The 16,182-nt window shown below is 51.6% G+C and carries 17 protein-coding genes and 1 pseudogene; 8 read left to right on the top strand and 10 right to left on the bottom strand.

The window, feature by feature from the left end; all coding sequences use genetic code 11:
- Positions 1–52: 52 nt before the first annotated feature.
- Positions 53–250, bottom strand: coding sequence for a hypothetical protein (locus tag EV12_RS10220; protein ID WP_036915017.1), 198 nt, complete (start codon positions 248–250; stop codon positions 53–55).
- A 508-nt stretch (positions 251–758) separates the two neighbouring features.
- Entirely contained in the window at positions 759–1,025 is a 267-nt protein-coding gene (locus EV12_RS10215) for a hypothetical protein (protein ID WP_052040509.1), read from the bottom strand.
- Positions 1,026–1,051: 26 nt separating this feature from the next.
- Between EV12_RS10215 and EV12_RS10210 the strand changes: the two genes are divergently transcribed.
- The gene (locus tag EV12_RS10210; RefSeq protein ID WP_052039474.1) at positions 1,052–2,719 is read left to right on the top strand and encodes a S8 family peptidase; all 1,668 of its coding nucleotides are present in this window, start codon (positions 1,052–1,054) and stop codon (positions 2,717–2,719) included.
- Positions 2,720–3,053: 334 nt separating this feature from the next.
- Here the strand turns inward: EV12_RS10210 and EV12_RS10205 are convergent.
- From EV12_RS10205 to EV12_RS10190, 3 genes and pseudogenes are all read right to left on the bottom strand, one after another.
- Positions 3,054–3,850: pseudogene (locus EV12_RS10205) on the bottom strand (transposase); the annotation flags it as partial.
- 21 nt (positions 3,851–3,871) lie between these two features.
- Complete coding sequence (locus EV12_RS10195) at positions 3,872–5,422, bottom strand: carboxypeptidase M32 (RefSeq protein ID WP_036915014.1); 1,551 nt, start codon at positions 5,420–5,422, stop codon at positions 3,872–3,874.
- A 93-nt stretch (positions 5,423–5,515) separates the two neighbouring features.
- On the bottom strand, positions 5,516–5,953 hold the full coding sequence (locus EV12_RS10190; RefSeq protein WP_036915013.1) for a thiol-disulfide oxidoreductase DCC family protein: 438 nt from the start codon (positions 5,951–5,953) through the stop codon (positions 5,516–5,518).
- 304 nt (positions 5,954–6,257) lie between these two features.
- Here EV12_RS10190 and EV12_RS10185 point away from each other — a divergent pair, with 304 nt between their 5' ends.
- The 7 genes from EV12_RS10185 to EV12_RS10160 all read left to right on the top strand — a co-directional run bounded on the left by EV12_RS10185 (position 6,258) and on the right by EV12_RS10160 (position 11,115).
- Positions 6,258–6,728, top strand: coding sequence for a secondary thiamine-phosphate synthase enzyme YjbQ (locus tag EV12_RS10185; protein ID WP_036915012.1), 471 nt, complete (start codon positions 6,258–6,260; stop codon positions 6,726–6,728).
- A complete protein-coding gene (locus EV12_RS10180) occupies positions 6,721–7,089 on the top strand; it encodes a CopG family transcriptional regulator (RefSeq protein ID WP_036915010.1) in 369 nt (122 codons plus the stop codon). The genes EV12_RS10185 and EV12_RS10180 overlap by 8 nt, the downstream gene beginning before the upstream one ends.
- 271 nt (positions 7,090–7,360) lie before the next feature.
- A complete protein-coding gene (locus EV12_RS10175; protein WP_036915009.1) occupies positions 7,361–7,651 on the top strand; it encodes a 4a-hydroxytetrahydrobiopterin dehydratase in 291 nt (96 codons plus the stop codon).
- A gap of 90 nt (positions 7,652–7,741) precedes the next feature.
- On the top strand, positions 7,742–8,851 hold the full coding sequence (locus tag EV12_RS10170) for a CobW family GTP-binding protein (protein WP_036915008.1): 1,110 nt from the start codon (positions 7,742–7,744) through the stop codon (positions 8,849–8,851).
- Between the two features lie 38 nt (positions 8,852–8,889).
- Positions 8,890–9,039, top strand: a complete 150-nt coding sequence (locus tag EV12_RS14285; protein WP_193742214.1) for a hypothetical protein — start codon at positions 8,890–8,892, stop codon at positions 9,037–9,039.
- 84 nt (positions 9,040–9,123) lie between these two features.
- Positions 9,124–9,270 carry a hypothetical protein gene (locus EV12_RS14280; protein WP_011825376.1) on the top strand — a complete coding sequence of 49 codons (147 nt, stop codon included), beginning with the start codon at positions 9,124–9,126 and terminating at the stop codon, positions 9,268–9,270.
- A gap of 243 nt (positions 9,271–9,513) precedes the next feature.
- The gene (locus EV12_RS10160; protein ID WP_036915006.1) at positions 9,514–11,115 is read left to right on the top strand and encodes an ABC transporter permease; all 1,602 of its coding nucleotides are present in this window, start codon (positions 9,514–9,516) and stop codon (positions 11,113–11,115) included.
- A 600-nt stretch (positions 11,116–11,715) separates the two neighbouring features.
- Here EV12_RS10160 and EV12_RS10155 read toward each other — a convergent pair.
- The 5 genes from EV12_RS10155 to EV12_RS10135 all read right to left on the bottom strand — a co-directional run bounded on the left by EV12_RS10155 (position 11,716) and on the right by EV12_RS10135 (position 16,127).
- Complete coding sequence (locus EV12_RS10155; RefSeq protein WP_036915004.1) at positions 11,716–12,429, bottom strand: putative 2OG-Fe(II) oxygenase; 714 nt, start codon at positions 12,427–12,429, stop codon at positions 11,716–11,718.
- Positions 12,430–13,072: 643 nt separating this feature from the next.
- Entirely contained in the window at positions 13,073–14,056 is a 984-nt protein-coding gene (locus EV12_RS10145) for a lysylphosphatidylglycerol synthase domain-containing protein (protein ID WP_036915001.1), read from the bottom strand.
- Positions 14,053–15,282 carry a LarC family nickel insertion protein gene (locus tag EV12_RS10140; RefSeq protein WP_036915000.1) on the bottom strand — a complete coding sequence of 410 codons (1,230 nt, stop codon included), beginning with the start codon at positions 15,280–15,282 and terminating at the stop codon, positions 14,053–14,055. The genes EV12_RS10145 and EV12_RS10140 overlap by 4 nt, the downstream gene beginning before the upstream one ends.
- A complete protein-coding gene (locus EV12_RS14275; RefSeq protein ID WP_193742213.1) occupies positions 15,279–15,449 on the bottom strand; it encodes a hypothetical protein in 171 nt (56 codons plus the stop codon). Before EV12_RS14275 ends, EV12_RS10140 begins: the two co-directional genes overlap by 4 nt.
- Positions 15,450–16,127 (bottom strand): hypothetical protein, encoded by a 678-nt coding sequence (locus EV12_RS10135; protein ID WP_193742212.1) that lies wholly within the window; start codon positions 16,125–16,127, stop codon positions 15,450–15,452. It lies immediately after the preceding gene.
- Positions 16,128–16,182: the final 55 nt, after the last annotated feature.

The raw sequence follows: 16,182 nt of genomic DNA, 5'->3' as shown, positions 1-16,182 counted from the left end.
AGTTGGCTGTTTTGAGTGAAGTCAGCCGCGCGTCATGCTCTAGGGCAATCGTTCAAACCTGGGCTGACCTCCACCAGTCCACATCCCAAACCCAACTCCAGGTAGTAGCAAAAACTTGACGAGAAGGTTGATCTGAGCTTTTCACCAGCTTTTCACCAACAACCCCTGCTCTCTCCACCAGAAAGAAATAGGAGTTTTCACCATAAAGGCTGAGATCTTGTAGGAGTCGAGGGAAAACAACCCAACACAATTCACACACTTATCACCTTCAAAACACTGACTACTATCAACACTGACTACAACAACACTGAACTGCTGGATCAAGAGCTTTCCCTTCAAGAGTTACAGGTTGCTATCGGAGGTTCCAAAGAAATTGAAGTCGACGGCTTGACGCTTACAGAAGCAGAATGGAAGGAACGGTATGAAATCCCTGAAGATGAGTCACTTCCCTCAATGAAGATTCTTGAGAGTTGGGAACGGCACAGATGGATTCTGGGGATTTAATTTATTCAGATTAAGGCGATATATCTGCCTTGGGAGCAGGCCAACATATCCTTTGCTATGGCTGGCCTTTCTTTTTGTCTTAACACTTCAAAGCTTCTTGTTTGAATTCTGGATGCCTTGTAGCACTGGCTCAGTGTAAGTGGTCTAAATACTTCTATTGACAGACACCAATGAATGCTAATACTTTTGTATTTATAGGAAATTCACCATCAACTACATCTGATCTATAACCACTCATCTTGCCTTTTTGGCAATCATGTATAGAGAGTTTGATCAACATTGTTGATCCCATTAGCCCTGCGGAACTTCACTGCTAGTTGATGCCAATCCTCTGGAATCTGGTTAAGCCTTACATCCCAATCCCAACTCCAGGTAGTAGCAATAACTTGTCGAGAAGGTTGATCTGAGCTTTTCACCAACTTTTCACCAGTACCCCCTGCTCTCTCCACCAGAAAGGAATAGGAGTTTTCACCATAAAGGCTGAGATCTTGTAGGAGTCGAGGGGAAACAACCCAACACAACTCACACACTTATCACCTTTAAAACAATGACTACTTTTCACATCGTTGACGCATCTGGTGACAGCAGCAAAAAAGAGGTTTTTGAAGACGGCGCTCTCAAAATCTCATTTAATTCCAATGGCTGGCCTCAGGAATATCAAGCTAGTGCACATGTATCCGCAAAAGATCTCGAAACCGGAGATATTGTCGATCTTGGTACTCAAATTGTGCAACATAATCAGGGATCTTTTCTGGTCAACCTCAAAGATAAATTACAAGTCGCAGCCCTAGGCGACCAACGTGATCGATACGATATTCAGGTCAGCCTGACTGGAGGCAGTCAAGACAACCTGATCGAGCTTGAATCCTTCAGTGAACAGATCACACTGATTAAGCCAAAGGCACTTGGTTTGAATCACCTTGGCAATGAAACAGCTAATGATTTTATGTACTCCGGTGCTGGTTCGGCGTTGGGTTCGGCATATGTCTACAAAGGGCGAGGTGGTACCGATAGTTTGCACCTGGAAGGGATACGCAGCGATGAGGTGAGCTTCTTCAACGGCCGCAACGGCATCGATGCAGGCTCTGCTTCTGAGATCGGGCAGCAGAGTTTTTATGGCGGTACGGTGTTTGACTCCCTGGGCCTCGCCAATGGCGATGAGTTGTATTTGCAGGGCGTAGAAAAGCTGCGCTTTGAAGATGTCACCATCGATCTTTCCCCCAACCTTGACGCTAGTAGCCATGGACAGTGGAACACTCAGGTCATGGATGTGAACGGCGCCTGGCGCTTTAACACTGGCTCCGATGATGTGGTGCTCGTTTCACTTGACACTGGCTTTACTGGCGACGCAAACGGCAATCCCACCATCCATAGTGATCTGAAACGTGCGGTAAATCGCACAGGTGTCAGCACTGACGATCATGGTCATAGGGCGATGAGTGTGATGGCTGCCGCCCATGACGGCAGCGAAGTTGTCGGCGTTGCACCCAATGCCAAGCTGTGGGCATACAACGTCTACGCAGGTGGCGACAACCTCTATAAAGCCATCGAAGATGCAATAACTAACCGTCAGGATGGCCAAAAACTTGTATTTCAGGGAGGCATTCAGGGTGAAAGTTGGTGGAGTAGCGGTGCCACCCGCAATGAGATGAACGAACTTCTAGGCACCACCGGTGACTTCGGATTTTTTGCCGTTGCTGCCGGGAACGGTGGGCCTGCCGGCAATCTCGGTGACCCCAACTATCTAAATAGTGTTTCCGGTGTAGCAAAAGCCAGCAGCGACTTTGACCATATCGCCAGTGTCGGTGCTCTTAATGCAACGGGGTCTTGGGATGAGGTCGACGGTCTTGTTAACGCATCAGCCACGACCTTGGCAAGCTATTCGAACCGTGGATCCAACCTCACTTTGGTAGCACCGACCGATAGCAGATCCATCAATGGAAACGGCACAATTAACACCTTTGGTGGCACCTCCTGCGCCAACCCAAACATGGCCGGTGTCGCCGCCTTGTTGTGGAGTGAGAACGCTGCTATCGACGGCGGCGAAGTGAGCGAGATCCTGATTGGCAGTGCCATGGATCTCGGCACTGGTGGTTTTGATAACACCTTTGGGAATGGGCTAGTCAATGCGGAAGGCGCTGTCCGCCGGGCCCATGCCCTTGATCAAAATGCTGAACTTGCATCATTTTGGACTAACCAAGATTTTATGGCCTGAACCACCAGCTATGAATTCAAATCTTTGGGGAGCCTGATGCTCTATGGAGCTGAAAGCAATACAAAACCTACGAAAGGAAAAGCAAGGCGGTCGTGAGGTGCGGCTGATCCATCCCCCGACAAAACATTTTCAAGGCCCTGCTAATCGGAGGGCTTTTTATTTGACTGCATTCACCTGCGCATAGAGGTCTGCTGTTGCATCGGGTTTGAACCTGGCGTAACTACCGAGATGAACTTTAATCGTGTGCCCCATGGCCTCAGCGATATTGGCGATAGGCAGATTCGCTGCATGTGATGCTTAGGCCAGCCTCGCTTTTGACAAGACTTGTCAGAATGAACAGCCTGAGCGTTTGATCTCCATCACGGATGCCATTGGCTTTTCTAAATTTCACCGCAAGTTGATGCCAATCTTCTGGGATTTGGTTGAGCCGAACATCAAATGCAAATGGGAGTTGCTGTTGACCTGGTGATATTCGCTTTCTCTTCCTTCTAGTTCTTGCACTGCTCACCAATCGTTTCAGCATGCGGCTGTCCCAATGGCACTTGGGAGCAGCTTTACTGTTATGGCGATAGCGCTGGCAGAAACTCTCATAGCGCTTGGCACAGCCATCAAGCGTTGCCGAGAGCTTTAAAAAGGCAGGGCTCCATTCGCTGATGCCATCTGCTTTTAACCGGCTGTAGTGGCCATAGTTGCTATAGGGATCAAAGAATCCTTTCCTTACCCCAGCTGCTTTGGGACTGGCATGGATAGACCTCAAGGTATTCAGCATTCGCCTGTGGTCTTTGGGGTGGATTGGCGTTGAGAAATACCTGGCCTCCCAGAAATGCCCGCAACGTCCGCTCAAGCGGTTTAAGGCCATGGCGGAGTACCAAGCAATGCTGAGTACAAAGCAAACCCATGCATCAACCTGGGCAAATCCTTGGCATCGGTTGGCTTAAGTAGAAAGTGAAGATGGTTTGCCATCAGGCAGAGCCCATACACCCTCACAGCAAACTTCTGTTTGGCCTTTTGAAGTACCGCCAACAACAGATCACGCCTAAGGGCTTTGGCGATTAAGAACTGCCTGCCATTGCAGCGCAGCGTGATGTGAAAACTGCAGCCAGATGGCAGCAAGCGTTTTGCGCGAGCTATGCGTTTTCACATCCTTCTCAGTCAAAGCTCTCGTAAACGCTTGAGCTTGTCTTCTAAGTAATCAAGGAAAGGCTTGCTTGATAAAGGTTTTCCGGTTACATGCTCAACCAATTGCTCGGCATTCATCATCCGGCCTATCGGGTGAATATGTTCTCGCAACCAAGCCAACAGCTGATGCTCATTACCATGAGAAATATGTTCCTCAAGTGGTCCAATCGCCTGCTGCATCGCTTCTGATAGCTGCGCACTAATTAAATGCCCTAGCAGATAAGAAGGGAAATAACCAAATAATCCCTCACTCCAATGTACATCTTGCAGGCAACCCTCGCCATCATTGTTGGGAATCACACCAAGCAAATTGCTATAGCGCTGGTTCCATTGATCAGGCAAATCCTCCACCGGCAAGCCTTCTTCTAGCAGCGCAATTTCAAGATCTGTTCGAATTAAAATATGCAAGCCATAACTGAGTTCATCGGCTTCCACGCGATTCAAGCCTGGTGTTAATGGGTTCATCGCCAGCCAAAGCTCATCAGCAGAGCTGAGTGGCGCGCCTACAGATGCAAAATGAGGCCACCAGCATTCGCAAAAAGCCCTACTGCGGGCGATTCTGTTCTCCCAAAACAGAGACTGGCTCTCATGCACCGCCATCGACGTGGCCTGGCCCAACGGCCAGGTGAACCATTGATGACTTTGAGCAGGTAGACCCTGTTCATAGAGGGAGTGTCCCCATTCATGGGCGGTGGCCAAAAAACAAGAGAAGGGCTGCCCAGGCACCACTCTTGTCGTGAGTCGAAAATCCTGAGGTCCAAGGGTGATTGAAAACGGATGAGGTGATCGCGCCACGCAAGTGATGCTCAGATCCCGACCCCATTGCTGCAGCAGACGCTCACAAAGCCCCTGCTGAGTGGTGTCATGCAAGTCCCATCCCAATGACACAGCACGAGAACGAGTCCAAGCGCGTGCCTGCTCGACTAAATCAGGCAGTCGTTGACGTAATGGAGCAAACAGCTCCTTTAAACGCGCCAAGCTCAGATCCGGCTCAAAAGGTTGGGCCAAACTTTCCCAGCAGCTGCGTTGTTCTGCCAGCTGCTGGGCCTGCTCCTGCCGCAAGCTGATCAGATGCTGCAAAGCCGGCGCGAAGCATGAGAAATCCGCATTGGCTCTGGCCTGCTGCCATCGGGCATATCCCGCAGACTTCGCAGTCGCTAGCACACCCACCAAAGCAGGATCTAAGCGCTGCTGTCGCCTGAGGTCTTGCTCAAGCAGCTCCAGGTTGCGAGCTTGCTCAACAACTTGGATTGGTTCCAACTCCCCCGCCAATCGAGCTTGCTCAAATTCAGCTCGAGCCTCCACCAACAGCCCCTCAAATTGCTGACTGCTTTGACGAGCATGCAATTGCTTAGCGAGAAGGCTGAGTTGCTCACCGCGCCAAGCTGCGCCGGCAACAGGCATGCGAGTGTTCTGATCCCAATAGAGGGTGCTTTGAATCGAACCCAAAAGCTGGGTCTCGTGCAGATATTCACCAAGTCGTTGCCAAGCCAGCACAGACAAGGGCTGGATCCATGACTGCATCAACCTTAAACAGACGAGCGCCCTAAGGCCAAAAGTTCGTCGTTCTTGACTCCCCCTTATCCCTTAAGCGTTAGGCAAAAGAGAAGCAAAAAACTAAAGCCGCTTCATGCGGCAGCGGCATAGCTGATCGAGGGATTCGCGGCCAGTGAGCCGCAGGCGCAATCGAGCCCAGATCTTGTAGACACCATCCACAACAAGAGCAACACCAGGCCAGGCCGTGGGTGCATAGAGCCATCCCCAATCCACCAGTTGATACGCCTCGCGAAAGACCGCGACATCTCGCACGACTTCACCATTGCGACGCAACGCATGCATGCGCCCCATCGCCTGCCGATAACTGATGCCAGCAAAGGCCTCAGGCTCATAGTCAGGGGAATCAATATCAACAAAATTCAAGCGACCGTGACGATCATGAGCGCGCAAAAAGCTCACTTCACGGCAACAAAAAGGACAAGCCCCGTCAAATAAGAGGGTGAGCTCAGCTTCAACATTGACGGTCATCTCCTTTTCCAGGTGCATTCCTTGCGGCATCAGTCATCAGTCAACGTCATCCAACCACAAGGGAATTCCTGACCATCGGTGGCCATCAAGGCATAGGTCATCCATTGGCGAGTGCTTTCTTGACCAGCAAAAGGTTTCGAGACAAGCCATCGAGCAGATATTTTGTAGCTGCTTCAGCCCCCGCTGCGCATGGAGAGGGGCAAAGCCACTCGCAAGCGCAGCAAGCAAAGTAATGATCGGCCAGTAGGCCCTCTCAACGAAACAACACGCCCCATTGGTGCCAGCTCAACTGTGTAGACCAAACTTAGGCAGTCAGTCACTCCCCCCAACAGCGATGCCTCTTCAGCAAGCGTTACACCAGCTGGAGATTGTCACGACAGGAGAGGGCTTCACAGACCTGACCCCCAAACTGAACAACTGGGTTGCTGCCTCGGGGATCATGCGTGGCGTTCTCCACCTCACGGCATTGCACACCAGCTGCAGCCTCACCATCAACGAAAACGCAGACCCACGAGTGCTCACAGATCTCTCGGCCTATCTCAAGGCTCTCGTGCCAGAAGAGGGCTTCCGACCGATCAACGGCCTAGGCGAGCGGCGTTCCTATCTCCATGACGATGAAGGGCCAGACGATATGCCCGCGCATATCCGCACAGCTCTCACCTGCAGCACTCTTAGCCTCAGCATTGATCAAGGCAGGCTGCTACTAGGAATCTGGCAGGCGATTTATCTCTGGGAACATCGCCGGCATGGAAGCCACAGGAGGGTGGCGATCCACGCGATTGGCGAAATGAACAGCCATGAATGATCTGCCTGATGAATTGTTAAAGCGACTTGATCGTTATGCCGCGATGCACGGCATGGATCAAAAACAAGCCATCGAGTATCTACTACGAGGTGCCCTCAATCTCGCCATTCCTGATCTCTCGAAATCCAAAACAGACAAGCCAACTGCTAATGCACAGGAGGGAGCTTCAAGCAGCACAGCCAACTTATTGGCACGCCGTAATGGCTCCAAACTCAACCAGTTGGTGCAGCAACGCCACAACCCTGATGCCTGGTCTGAAGATGGTGGTACTGAGACCGACGTGGATCTCCTCGTTGATCGTCTACACGATCTAGCGGAGTCACCAGATCAGGGGCAATTGATGCCAACAGATCAAACATGATCCTCACAAATGCGCTGCCCAATGTGCATCGTTGATCGATGCTCTAAACAGAAAACCCCTCGACAACGCACCACAGCGCTCAATCATTGCTAGTTCAAAGAAAAATTGTTTAGCAGTATCCGACCAGCTCGGACAACAGCATTGGATTCAACTGCCGCAATCACTCCTAGGGAAAAACTTCAAATCACCCTTCAGCCATTGCATCATTAGAGCAACACAACACAGGAGCCATCACAGACAAGAATGACTCCAAATCTCACAACACAACCTCATGACGGCAACCCTGCTTACTGCTGAACAGCTCTCTTCCGTAGCTGAAAAGCTGCCGGGGTGGACCCTGGCGGATCAACGGCTGCGACGGCAATGGCGCTTTCTCAACTTTGTGGAAGCCTTCGGTTTTATGACCCGTGTGGCACTACTAGCTGAAGCCATGAACCATCACCCGGAATGGAGCAACGTCTATGCCACTGTGACGATCGAGTTGACCACCCATGACGTCAACGGATTGAGCGATCGTGATTTGAAGCTCGCCGAAGCGATCAATTTGCTTGAACCTGGCTGATCAAAACTCACTCAGACGAAACTGCTGCCAGCATGGAATCAACGAACGGCCGTGGTTCCAGCACCCTCCCGCTCCCCTGACGGCAAGACCATGAACGACGCAATCGCATCCAAAACAACCACTCAGCCTGATCATGGCGAAGCGCTCGAGCAAGACCGGTGCGTACCGGTAACAATCCTCACTGGCTTCCTAGGTGCTGGCAAAACCACCCTGCTCAACCACATCCTCAGCAATCAGAACGGAATCAAAACCGCCGTATTGGTGAATGAATTCGGTGAAATTGGCATCGACAACGAGTTGATCGTGACCACCGGCGAGAACATGGTCGAACTCAGCAATGGCTGCATCTGCTGCTCGATCAATGGGGAGCTACTCGAAGCGGTTGATCGGATTCTCGAACGTCCAGACCCAATCGATTACCTCGTTGTGGAAACCACCGGCCTGGCAGATCCGCTCCCCGTTGCCATGACCTTTCTTGGCAGTGAACTGCGAGATCAAACCCGCTTGGATTCGATCATTACTTTGATCGACGCGGAAAACTTTGACGACCAACTCCTGGAAAGCGAAGTCGGTAGATCCCAAGTGATCTATGGCGACATCCTGCTGCTCAACAAAACAGATCTCGTCCCTGAAGAACGATTGAGAGAGGTTGAAGCCAAGGTGGCAGAACTCAAACAAAATCCGCGCATCCTTAGATCAATCAAAGGAAATGTGCCCTTACAGCTGCTGCTAAGCGTGGGCCTTTTTGAAACCGATCGCCTACAACCAGCAAACGTTGCAGAGAGCCATGATCACAGCGACTGTGATCACGAACACGGCCACTGCAGCCATGACCACGACGACGATCACAACCATCACAGTCATCACCACGATGACCACCCTGATCACCTAGCAATCGAAGGATTCTCATCCCTATCCTTCAGCAGCGATGGCCCTTTTGCTCTCAGGAAGTTCCAAAATTTCTTAGACAATCAACTTCCTGCAGAAGTCTTTCGTGCGAAAGGGATTCTCTGGTTCAACGAGAGCGAACGCCGCCACATCTTTCATTTAGCCGGCAAGCGCTTCTCCATTGATGACAGCGACTGGCCCGCTGAGCGCAAGAACCAACTGGTGTTGATTGGACGCCAACTCGATCACGACACCCTGCGACGCCAACTTCAGGCCTGCGTAGCAAAGGACGCCGGCAAAGGGTTCAGCTGAATCCAACCAACAGGCAAATAGATCTACAGCTTCGCCCAATGCTGGCAACTCAACAGCTGCATCAATGGCATTGGCTCAACCCGCGCCAGGAGGAGAACCTGAACAACAGCTGCATCAACAGTGCACTCAATTCTGGAGCAATAAAAACGACTGCACGCTCGCTGGTTGTGTTTGCTGTGCTGAATTGATACTTCAGTATTAACAAAATCAAGCTTCTGATACCTCCTCATTGAGATCTACCTGGCTAAAGTATTTATTCAACGGAGAGGGCCATGCTTGAACTGCTGACCGCCATCACCGCCCTGGCCCTAGTGATGCTGGCCTTTTGGTTATTGGCCGATTCCGATGACGACAACAGCGGCGGCGGACTGATGGAACCCTCACTTGTGCCTATTCCGGTACGCGAGCGACGCCCCTAGAAAACTACCCCTCAATCAACAAGCCTGAAGGGATCTTGAACACAAAAAGAAGCTGCAGGACAGCTTTCAAAGCCAGCGCAGAGCAAAAAGAATGTCGTGACTCACAATGCTGTTGAACGCAGTTGAGGTCATGCTGAAAAAAGTCTTCACCGCTGCAGAACTCTGCCAATGCCACCCAACTTCGCTTGCTCGACATCAAAACCTTCTCCCTGATGGCCTCTAACGGTTGAGATTGATCGCCTGATGACCCAAGACGCCGTCCCGTCAAGCTACGGCTCGAACCGCCTGGGCAAACGCCATTGGCAACCAGACCGCCTGCTTCTCAACAGCATGGCAATTCTGCTTGCTGTACTTGCTCTCTGGCCTCTGATTGGTCTGATCCGTGAAGCACTGCAGGGATTCATCCATGGATCGGCCAGCCTGGGAGTCGATGGCCCACAACAGATTCAAGGGACCTTGACTCTGCTCATCGGGACATCCTTATTGGGTGGCCTACTGGGAACTGCAAACGGCTGGTTATTAGCAAACTGCCGCTTCCCAGGGCGTCGAGCCCTACGAGTGGCTCAGCTATTGCCCCTCGCGACACCCGCCTACCTCCTCTCGGCCATCCTGATCGACCTTGGCAGTCGCAATGCGATACGAATTCATGGCATGGGGTGGGGGATTTTGATCATGGCGCTGACAACCTATCCCTACGTTTTTCTCCTCAGCACTGAAAGCTTTTCAATCTGCGGACGCCGCCAACTGGAAGCCTGCCGCAGCCTTGGGGTTGGACCGTGGAACAGTTTTCGACGCATTGCTCTGCCCATGGCTTTGCCAGCGATTGGTGCCGGCATTGCCCTGATGGGCATGGAAGTCGTCAATGAACTCGGGGCTGTAGCACTACTCGCCATCCCAAGCCTGTCAGCTGGCATCGTTGAGACCTGGCAAATGGAAGGCAATCCTGCCGGTGCCATTGGACTAGCAATGATCGCGCTGATCATCGTGATGTCACTGGTGGGGTATGAACGCAGACTGAGACGACGAAGCCGCCGCTGGACAGAGGGTGTCGCTGGTGGCGATTCTCCAGCCTGGCAGCTGCATGGTGTACGAGCCCTGTGCGCTCAGTGCCTAGCCATCATTCCTCCCACGATCACTTTGGGTGTGCCCCTGCTGTGGGCCATCCTCAATCTCGATCAACTCGAACAAGGGATAGACCCTGATCTAATCCCACTGACAGAACGCAGTCTTGGACTTGGGCTGGCAGCAGCAAGCCTGGCCGTGGTAGCAGGTCTGATCCTTGCAATCGCCAAGCGTTGGTCATCAACACGATGGATGGGCAACCTCTCATTTATGGCAGGTATTGGCTATGCCATTCCAGGAGCTGTAATGGCCATTGCTCTGATGCCATTCAACGGTGCTCCATGGAACCTTGCATGGATTCTGCTGCTGCTGTGGGGCTACAGCGATCGCTTCTTGGCAGTTGCAAAAGGAGGACTTGACGCTGCCTTCGAGCGCCTCTCCCCAAGCCTGGATGAAGCCGCTACTGGACTTGGCTGTCAATGGCAGGAGGTGCTTCGACGCGTCCATCTGCCTTTGCTGAAAGGTCCCCTAGCGGTAGGAGCACTTTTGGTTTTTGTCGACACGGTTAAAGAACTACCTCTCACATTTGTTCTGAGACCCTTTGATTTCGACACCCTTTCTGTACGGCTGTACCAATACGCCGCAGATGAACGCATGGCGGAATCCATCTTGCCAGCACTGATTATCATCGCTCTGGGATTAGTCGCTTCGCTGGCATTGGTCCCAGGGCTCGATCAAGGGGAACGAAAAAAGCCTCCTTTAAGTAAAGAACCACTCACTTAGTTTTCAATACTTCAAATGATCTTCAACAAGAGTTTTGGGTCGGTTTCAAAAAGGCAGACCTCATTCAAAACCACAGCTTGATAACAAGCGAGAATTGCAAAGAGGGACCCGACAGACAAAAAAGCCTTTCCATCACAACACTTGCTACAGATAAATCACTTATTTGATACGAGATTAGCAGCATGCGAAGACTAAGATATTGGAATCTTTTGATTGGCTAACAACTTATGGAAAAATACAATAATGTGCTTCTAATACGCCTATTTCTTGGCGTAGCAGCTTTCCTTTCTCTGCGATTAGTTGGGGTTACAGTTGAAATGGGTTCGCCCATTTGGTATACAACCAATGCCCCGCTTGGCTAAACATACGATCAAGCGAACTCTCTCTTAGGCCTAAACCTTTGGCGTGGCTTAAGTTCCTTCGAGACCATTAATACATGGAATCTCTGGTGCTTACACTTGCCTCCATTGGCTCTGATTCAAGACAACTGCTAAGCGTATTTGTTTTCACAAGCTTGCTAGCCCTGAGTTTATTTCATCCAGACTATTACAGCTATTAATCATCAAAAGGAAGCTCTAGTTTTTTTAACCAAAAAATTAGCTAGAACCCTTTCACCACGGCCCTCTGGGATGAAAGAGACACATTTCGATTGAGCTGAGCGGAGGGCTGATCTTGTGGCTTGGGCTGATCCTTTGTCTTAGGCAATGCCAAAACATTAAAAGCCAATGACCAGCGCTCTCCCTCGCCTCGAAAAGGCATCACAGAATGAGGTTGCCATGCTGGGAAAACATAGAACTCACCTGGCACTGGCAAAACATAGTGCGCCATTCCCGTGCGAAAACTTTGGATGTGCCATTCCTCAGGGCCATGAAAACAAAGCTGACCATCAAAACTATCTGGCCTGATCTGAGATGGCACTTGCAGGAATGCAACACCCGAGAAACTGCCGCCATGGGTATGGGTCGGGTTGTAATCACCAGCACGTTGGCTGTTCAACCAAACATCCACCATCTGCAGCCGATAGCGGCCTGGTGTCCATGGGCCACGACCTTGAGGAGGTTGCCGATCAATCACATGACGAATCCAACGTTCACAACCAGGCAAGACAGCTTGATTGCAAAAATTCTGAACCTCTAGTTGATTGAGACCAAGCTCTCTTTGTTGGTTGAGTTGCCCAGCCAGCTTCGCCGATGCATCAGGGCTGTTTTCTGGATTCGCGAGCACCTGAGCCGCAAGACTCTGCAGGCTTCTGAGCATTGAGGGTTCAAGCTCACCCTTGAGGATGGACCTTGGGAAAAGGTCAAGAACATCCATGGTCAGTTTCTTTGCTAGCAACAGTGTGATGCATGCGATACAAATTTATGTTCACAACGAACCAGTGCTTAGCGAAATTTATGAGCATAAGAAGATTTCAGAGAACTTTTTACAGCTCAAACCAAGCCAAGTGAATTGAAAATTTTCGCCAGAAGTGATGATGACTAAAGTGTAAAAGCCATTGCTTAGAAGAGAATTAGCAAGCTACTATTCTTTGAGTTCAGAGAGAATTTTTTGGCCCAGAAGCCTCTCTTTTAAGGTCTTAGCCTCCAGCCATGATTTCATAGATTGACAGTCATTAAGCGAAATTCTATCTCTAGAATACCCCAAGAAACCAGAATCTCTCCAGCATTCTCTAATACAAGACTCAAGCAACTTTGCAGCAAGAAATAACTTGATTCCCATGATTGGGCTCAGCCCTTTTTAGCCATGCAGAAAGGGTAAAGACCAAACCATGTCGAGCAACAAGACACTCCTATTGATTTCCACTCAACAACACAGAAAACGTGCTACTTATGGCCGTAAGACTTATCAATGCTGTTACTAGTCTGACCTCATCAATAAGGGTTTCAGACTTTTGTAGACAATTTAATTTTTGAAAGATGAGATAATCATCACTTGATTGCATGTGCTATCTGCCTCGCTAATGCACCGTCTGTCGCTTCAATAACGCACGATCTCCTGCAACGGCAGCAGCGGCAAGCCCATCAGCAATCGTTGCGATCACTCTGTAGCAGAGCACCACCGCTAACAAGGGAGCTTCCGGTACCTCAGATCCCACTCGCAACAAAAGAGTGGCTTCAAAAACCCCTAGCCCTCCAGGCGCTGCAGGAACGACCAAGCCCACAGTCCAAGCCAAGGCAAACGCTGCCAACCATTCCCCCATCGACAAGCTGGTGCTCAGCGAAAACGCCATCACACAACACCAGAATCCAGTAAAGCGAAATGCCACGAAGAGCATCTCCATCGCCAGCGAACTCCAGGGGTAGTCGTCTCGTCCACTGCCCAATGATTCTGCTGAGACAACACCAACCAGACCCGCATCAACCCGATCGAGCTGCTTGGCTTTGGCACGTTCTAAGCGTCTGAGCAGGGGCTCTCTCCAGCGCGGTATCAACAACATTGCTGGCAAGCAACAGACCATCGCAAGGCCTGACTGCCAACCTCCGAAGGGAACCCAAAGCAAAGCCGCTACGGCCATGAGCAAGGGCTCGAGCAACACAGAAGCCAATGCAGGCCCGGCCCCCAGATGGGGCCTTAGCACCCGCATTCGCTCAACAAAATGCCAGATCCCGCCAGGCAGATACTTGAGCAGATTGCTACTCAGGAAAAGAGGAATCAGTGATATTTGCCTGGGTCGATGGCCCAACCAACCAACTAACACTCGCCAAGCGAGTGCATTCACCACGAGGCTCGACCAGCTGATTCCCACACCAAGCACCAGCCACCAGCAGGCCAGGCCACTCAGTGAAAGCTGACGCAACTGTGCCTCATGGCTGACCAATGCCACCACTACAAAGGCAAGACTTGCGAGCGTGATCCAGAGTCGAAACCCACCTGGGAGAGCCACCTTGCCCAGCCAAAACCTCAAACCCCGCACATGGCGAATCAACCCTGAGATCATCATGACCAATCCTCATCTGCAACAAAATCCTCCGAAGCCAACAACACTTCACGCCGTAACTCCTCCAGAGAATGGCCCGTCTCAACACTGAGGCGAAGGAGATCGTCATGCTCCGGCTTGACAGTGAGGATCCCTTGGGGACGACGCACCTGCTTGACACGCACTGAGCCCCATGGCGTGGGACAGGATCCCCCACGACGAGGCAGCAACCACCGCCCATGAGAGTGCTCCCGCAACCCGAGAGTGGTCCCCTGAGAGAACCACACCACTCGCAACCCAGGAGCCTGTTCAGGGGTCACCAATGCCTTCACACTTACACCCTGGCGACCTTTTTTCATCTGCACTTGCTCAGAAACAACGTCCAACGCTCCGGCATTCCGCAACTGATCACTGAAAACGGCAACGTCCTCAGGCGTTGCGTCATCAATCCAGGCTTCCTGCACAACCACTGGCTGCCATCTCAGACCAGCCACATCTTCTTCAGATGGCGCTCTAGCGAAACCATCGAGCTCACAGATGCGCAGGATGTTTGGGCGATCAAGAGTGCGGTGCCCCAAACCCACGCCAATCGCTTTGATTCTTAGCGAGGGAGGCTGACCAAAGCGCTCTGCCAGCACAGCCATCAAGGCAAGCCCCGTCGGTGTGGTGAGTTCACAAGCCGGGAGGTCATCACCAACCTCGAGGCAGATTTGATGTCTTCGGGCTAGTTCCAAAACGGCCGGGACCGGAACCGGCAAGAAGCCATGAGCTGTTGCCGTCTTGCCCCGCCCCGCCGGAGGAACGGCGCAGACAATCTGTTCGGGAGCCAAGTGCTCAACAGCCGCACAAACGCCCACCACATCAACCAAAGCATCGATCATGCCCACTTCATGAAAATGCACCTCGTCGATGGGGTGACCATGAACTGCAGCCTCTGCTTCCGCCAAAGCCTTGAACACCGTCAGCACCCTGGCGCGCAAAGGTTCTGACCAATCAGCCGCCATGATCAGCGCTCTGATGTCATGCCAAAGCCGATGAGGAGGCTCTGATTCGAGCCCTTCGACGGATAACCTCAGGCCCCTCAAGCCAGCGCTGCGGTCCTCTGCAACCGTAAGGGCATAAACCTGCTCAAGGCCAAGCACTGCAAGGGGAGCCTCAATCACTGCCCGAGGCACACCCAGATCCAAAAATGCGGCCAGGAGCATGTCACCAGCCAGACCAGTTGGGCAGTCAACAAACAGGGCCGTCATTGCCCCAGAGGGAGTCCCTTGGGAAACTGATCAAACCAAACATGGAAAGACTGCCAATACAGCTTGTCGACAGCCAAACCAGTAGCAATCACGACGCCTAGATAGAAAGCCAATGCATCGAAAGATCTAACACCAAGGCTGAAGCAGAAAGGTTGGATCAACGACATTCAGTTATTGGGCTGGCTACCGCGTCCATCCCTTCGAACAAGGGAACCTCTTCCGCCTCTCCCCTTGCCACCGCGAGTAGGCATCGGCCCCATCACTTCATAGTCTTCAAGGTGAAGCTGCTGCCCGCGACGTCGCACCTCCAAACTCACAAAATGACGCAGGTTACTGAGGGGTACATCCCCTTTTAATTGCAATTTGAACGGCAAAGGTCTACTGCCATCACCCCTAGGCTTCTGGCGAACCTTCAAAACCAGGTCACCGGTTTCAGGCCTGGTATAGATCAATTCACCACGAATAGAAAAGTAGTCGTCCCCTTGAGGAAGCTGATCTTCAAGTTCCAAGCTGGAATCACTCGAACACTCTGAATCACTTTCATCAAGCAAGGTTTGTTTCAGGGTGCTGGGCTCCCAGATTCCAGAGATCTGTAGATGGAGATGATCCGCTTCGCGGCAGCGGGGATAGACGACCCATAAATGAGGTTGATCCATTGCTAGATGACGCCGCATCAAGGTGAGCACACGGCCTAGGACAACAGCCTCAATCTCAACCCCTTCAGAATCCACCAGGAAACCTCGAGTGAACTGCTCAGGATCTTGAGGCCGATAAGTGCCTCTTACGACACCGATGGCCCTGTACTGCAACGGCTCAGTGGCCGCAGGAATCGGATGGTCGCGCATCGAAAAAAAGGGCATCCACTGGCCCAATTGGAAATCTAGCCAGCATTCGTGAACC

Source organism: Prochlorococcus sp. MIT 0701, assembly GCF_000760295.1.
Lineage (GTDB): Bacteria > Cyanobacteriota > Cyanobacteriia > PCC-6307 > Cyanobiaceae > Prochlorococcus.
The sequence above is the reverse complement of the archived record's forward strand: the minus strand, read 5'-3'. Positions and strand labels throughout refer to the sequence as shown.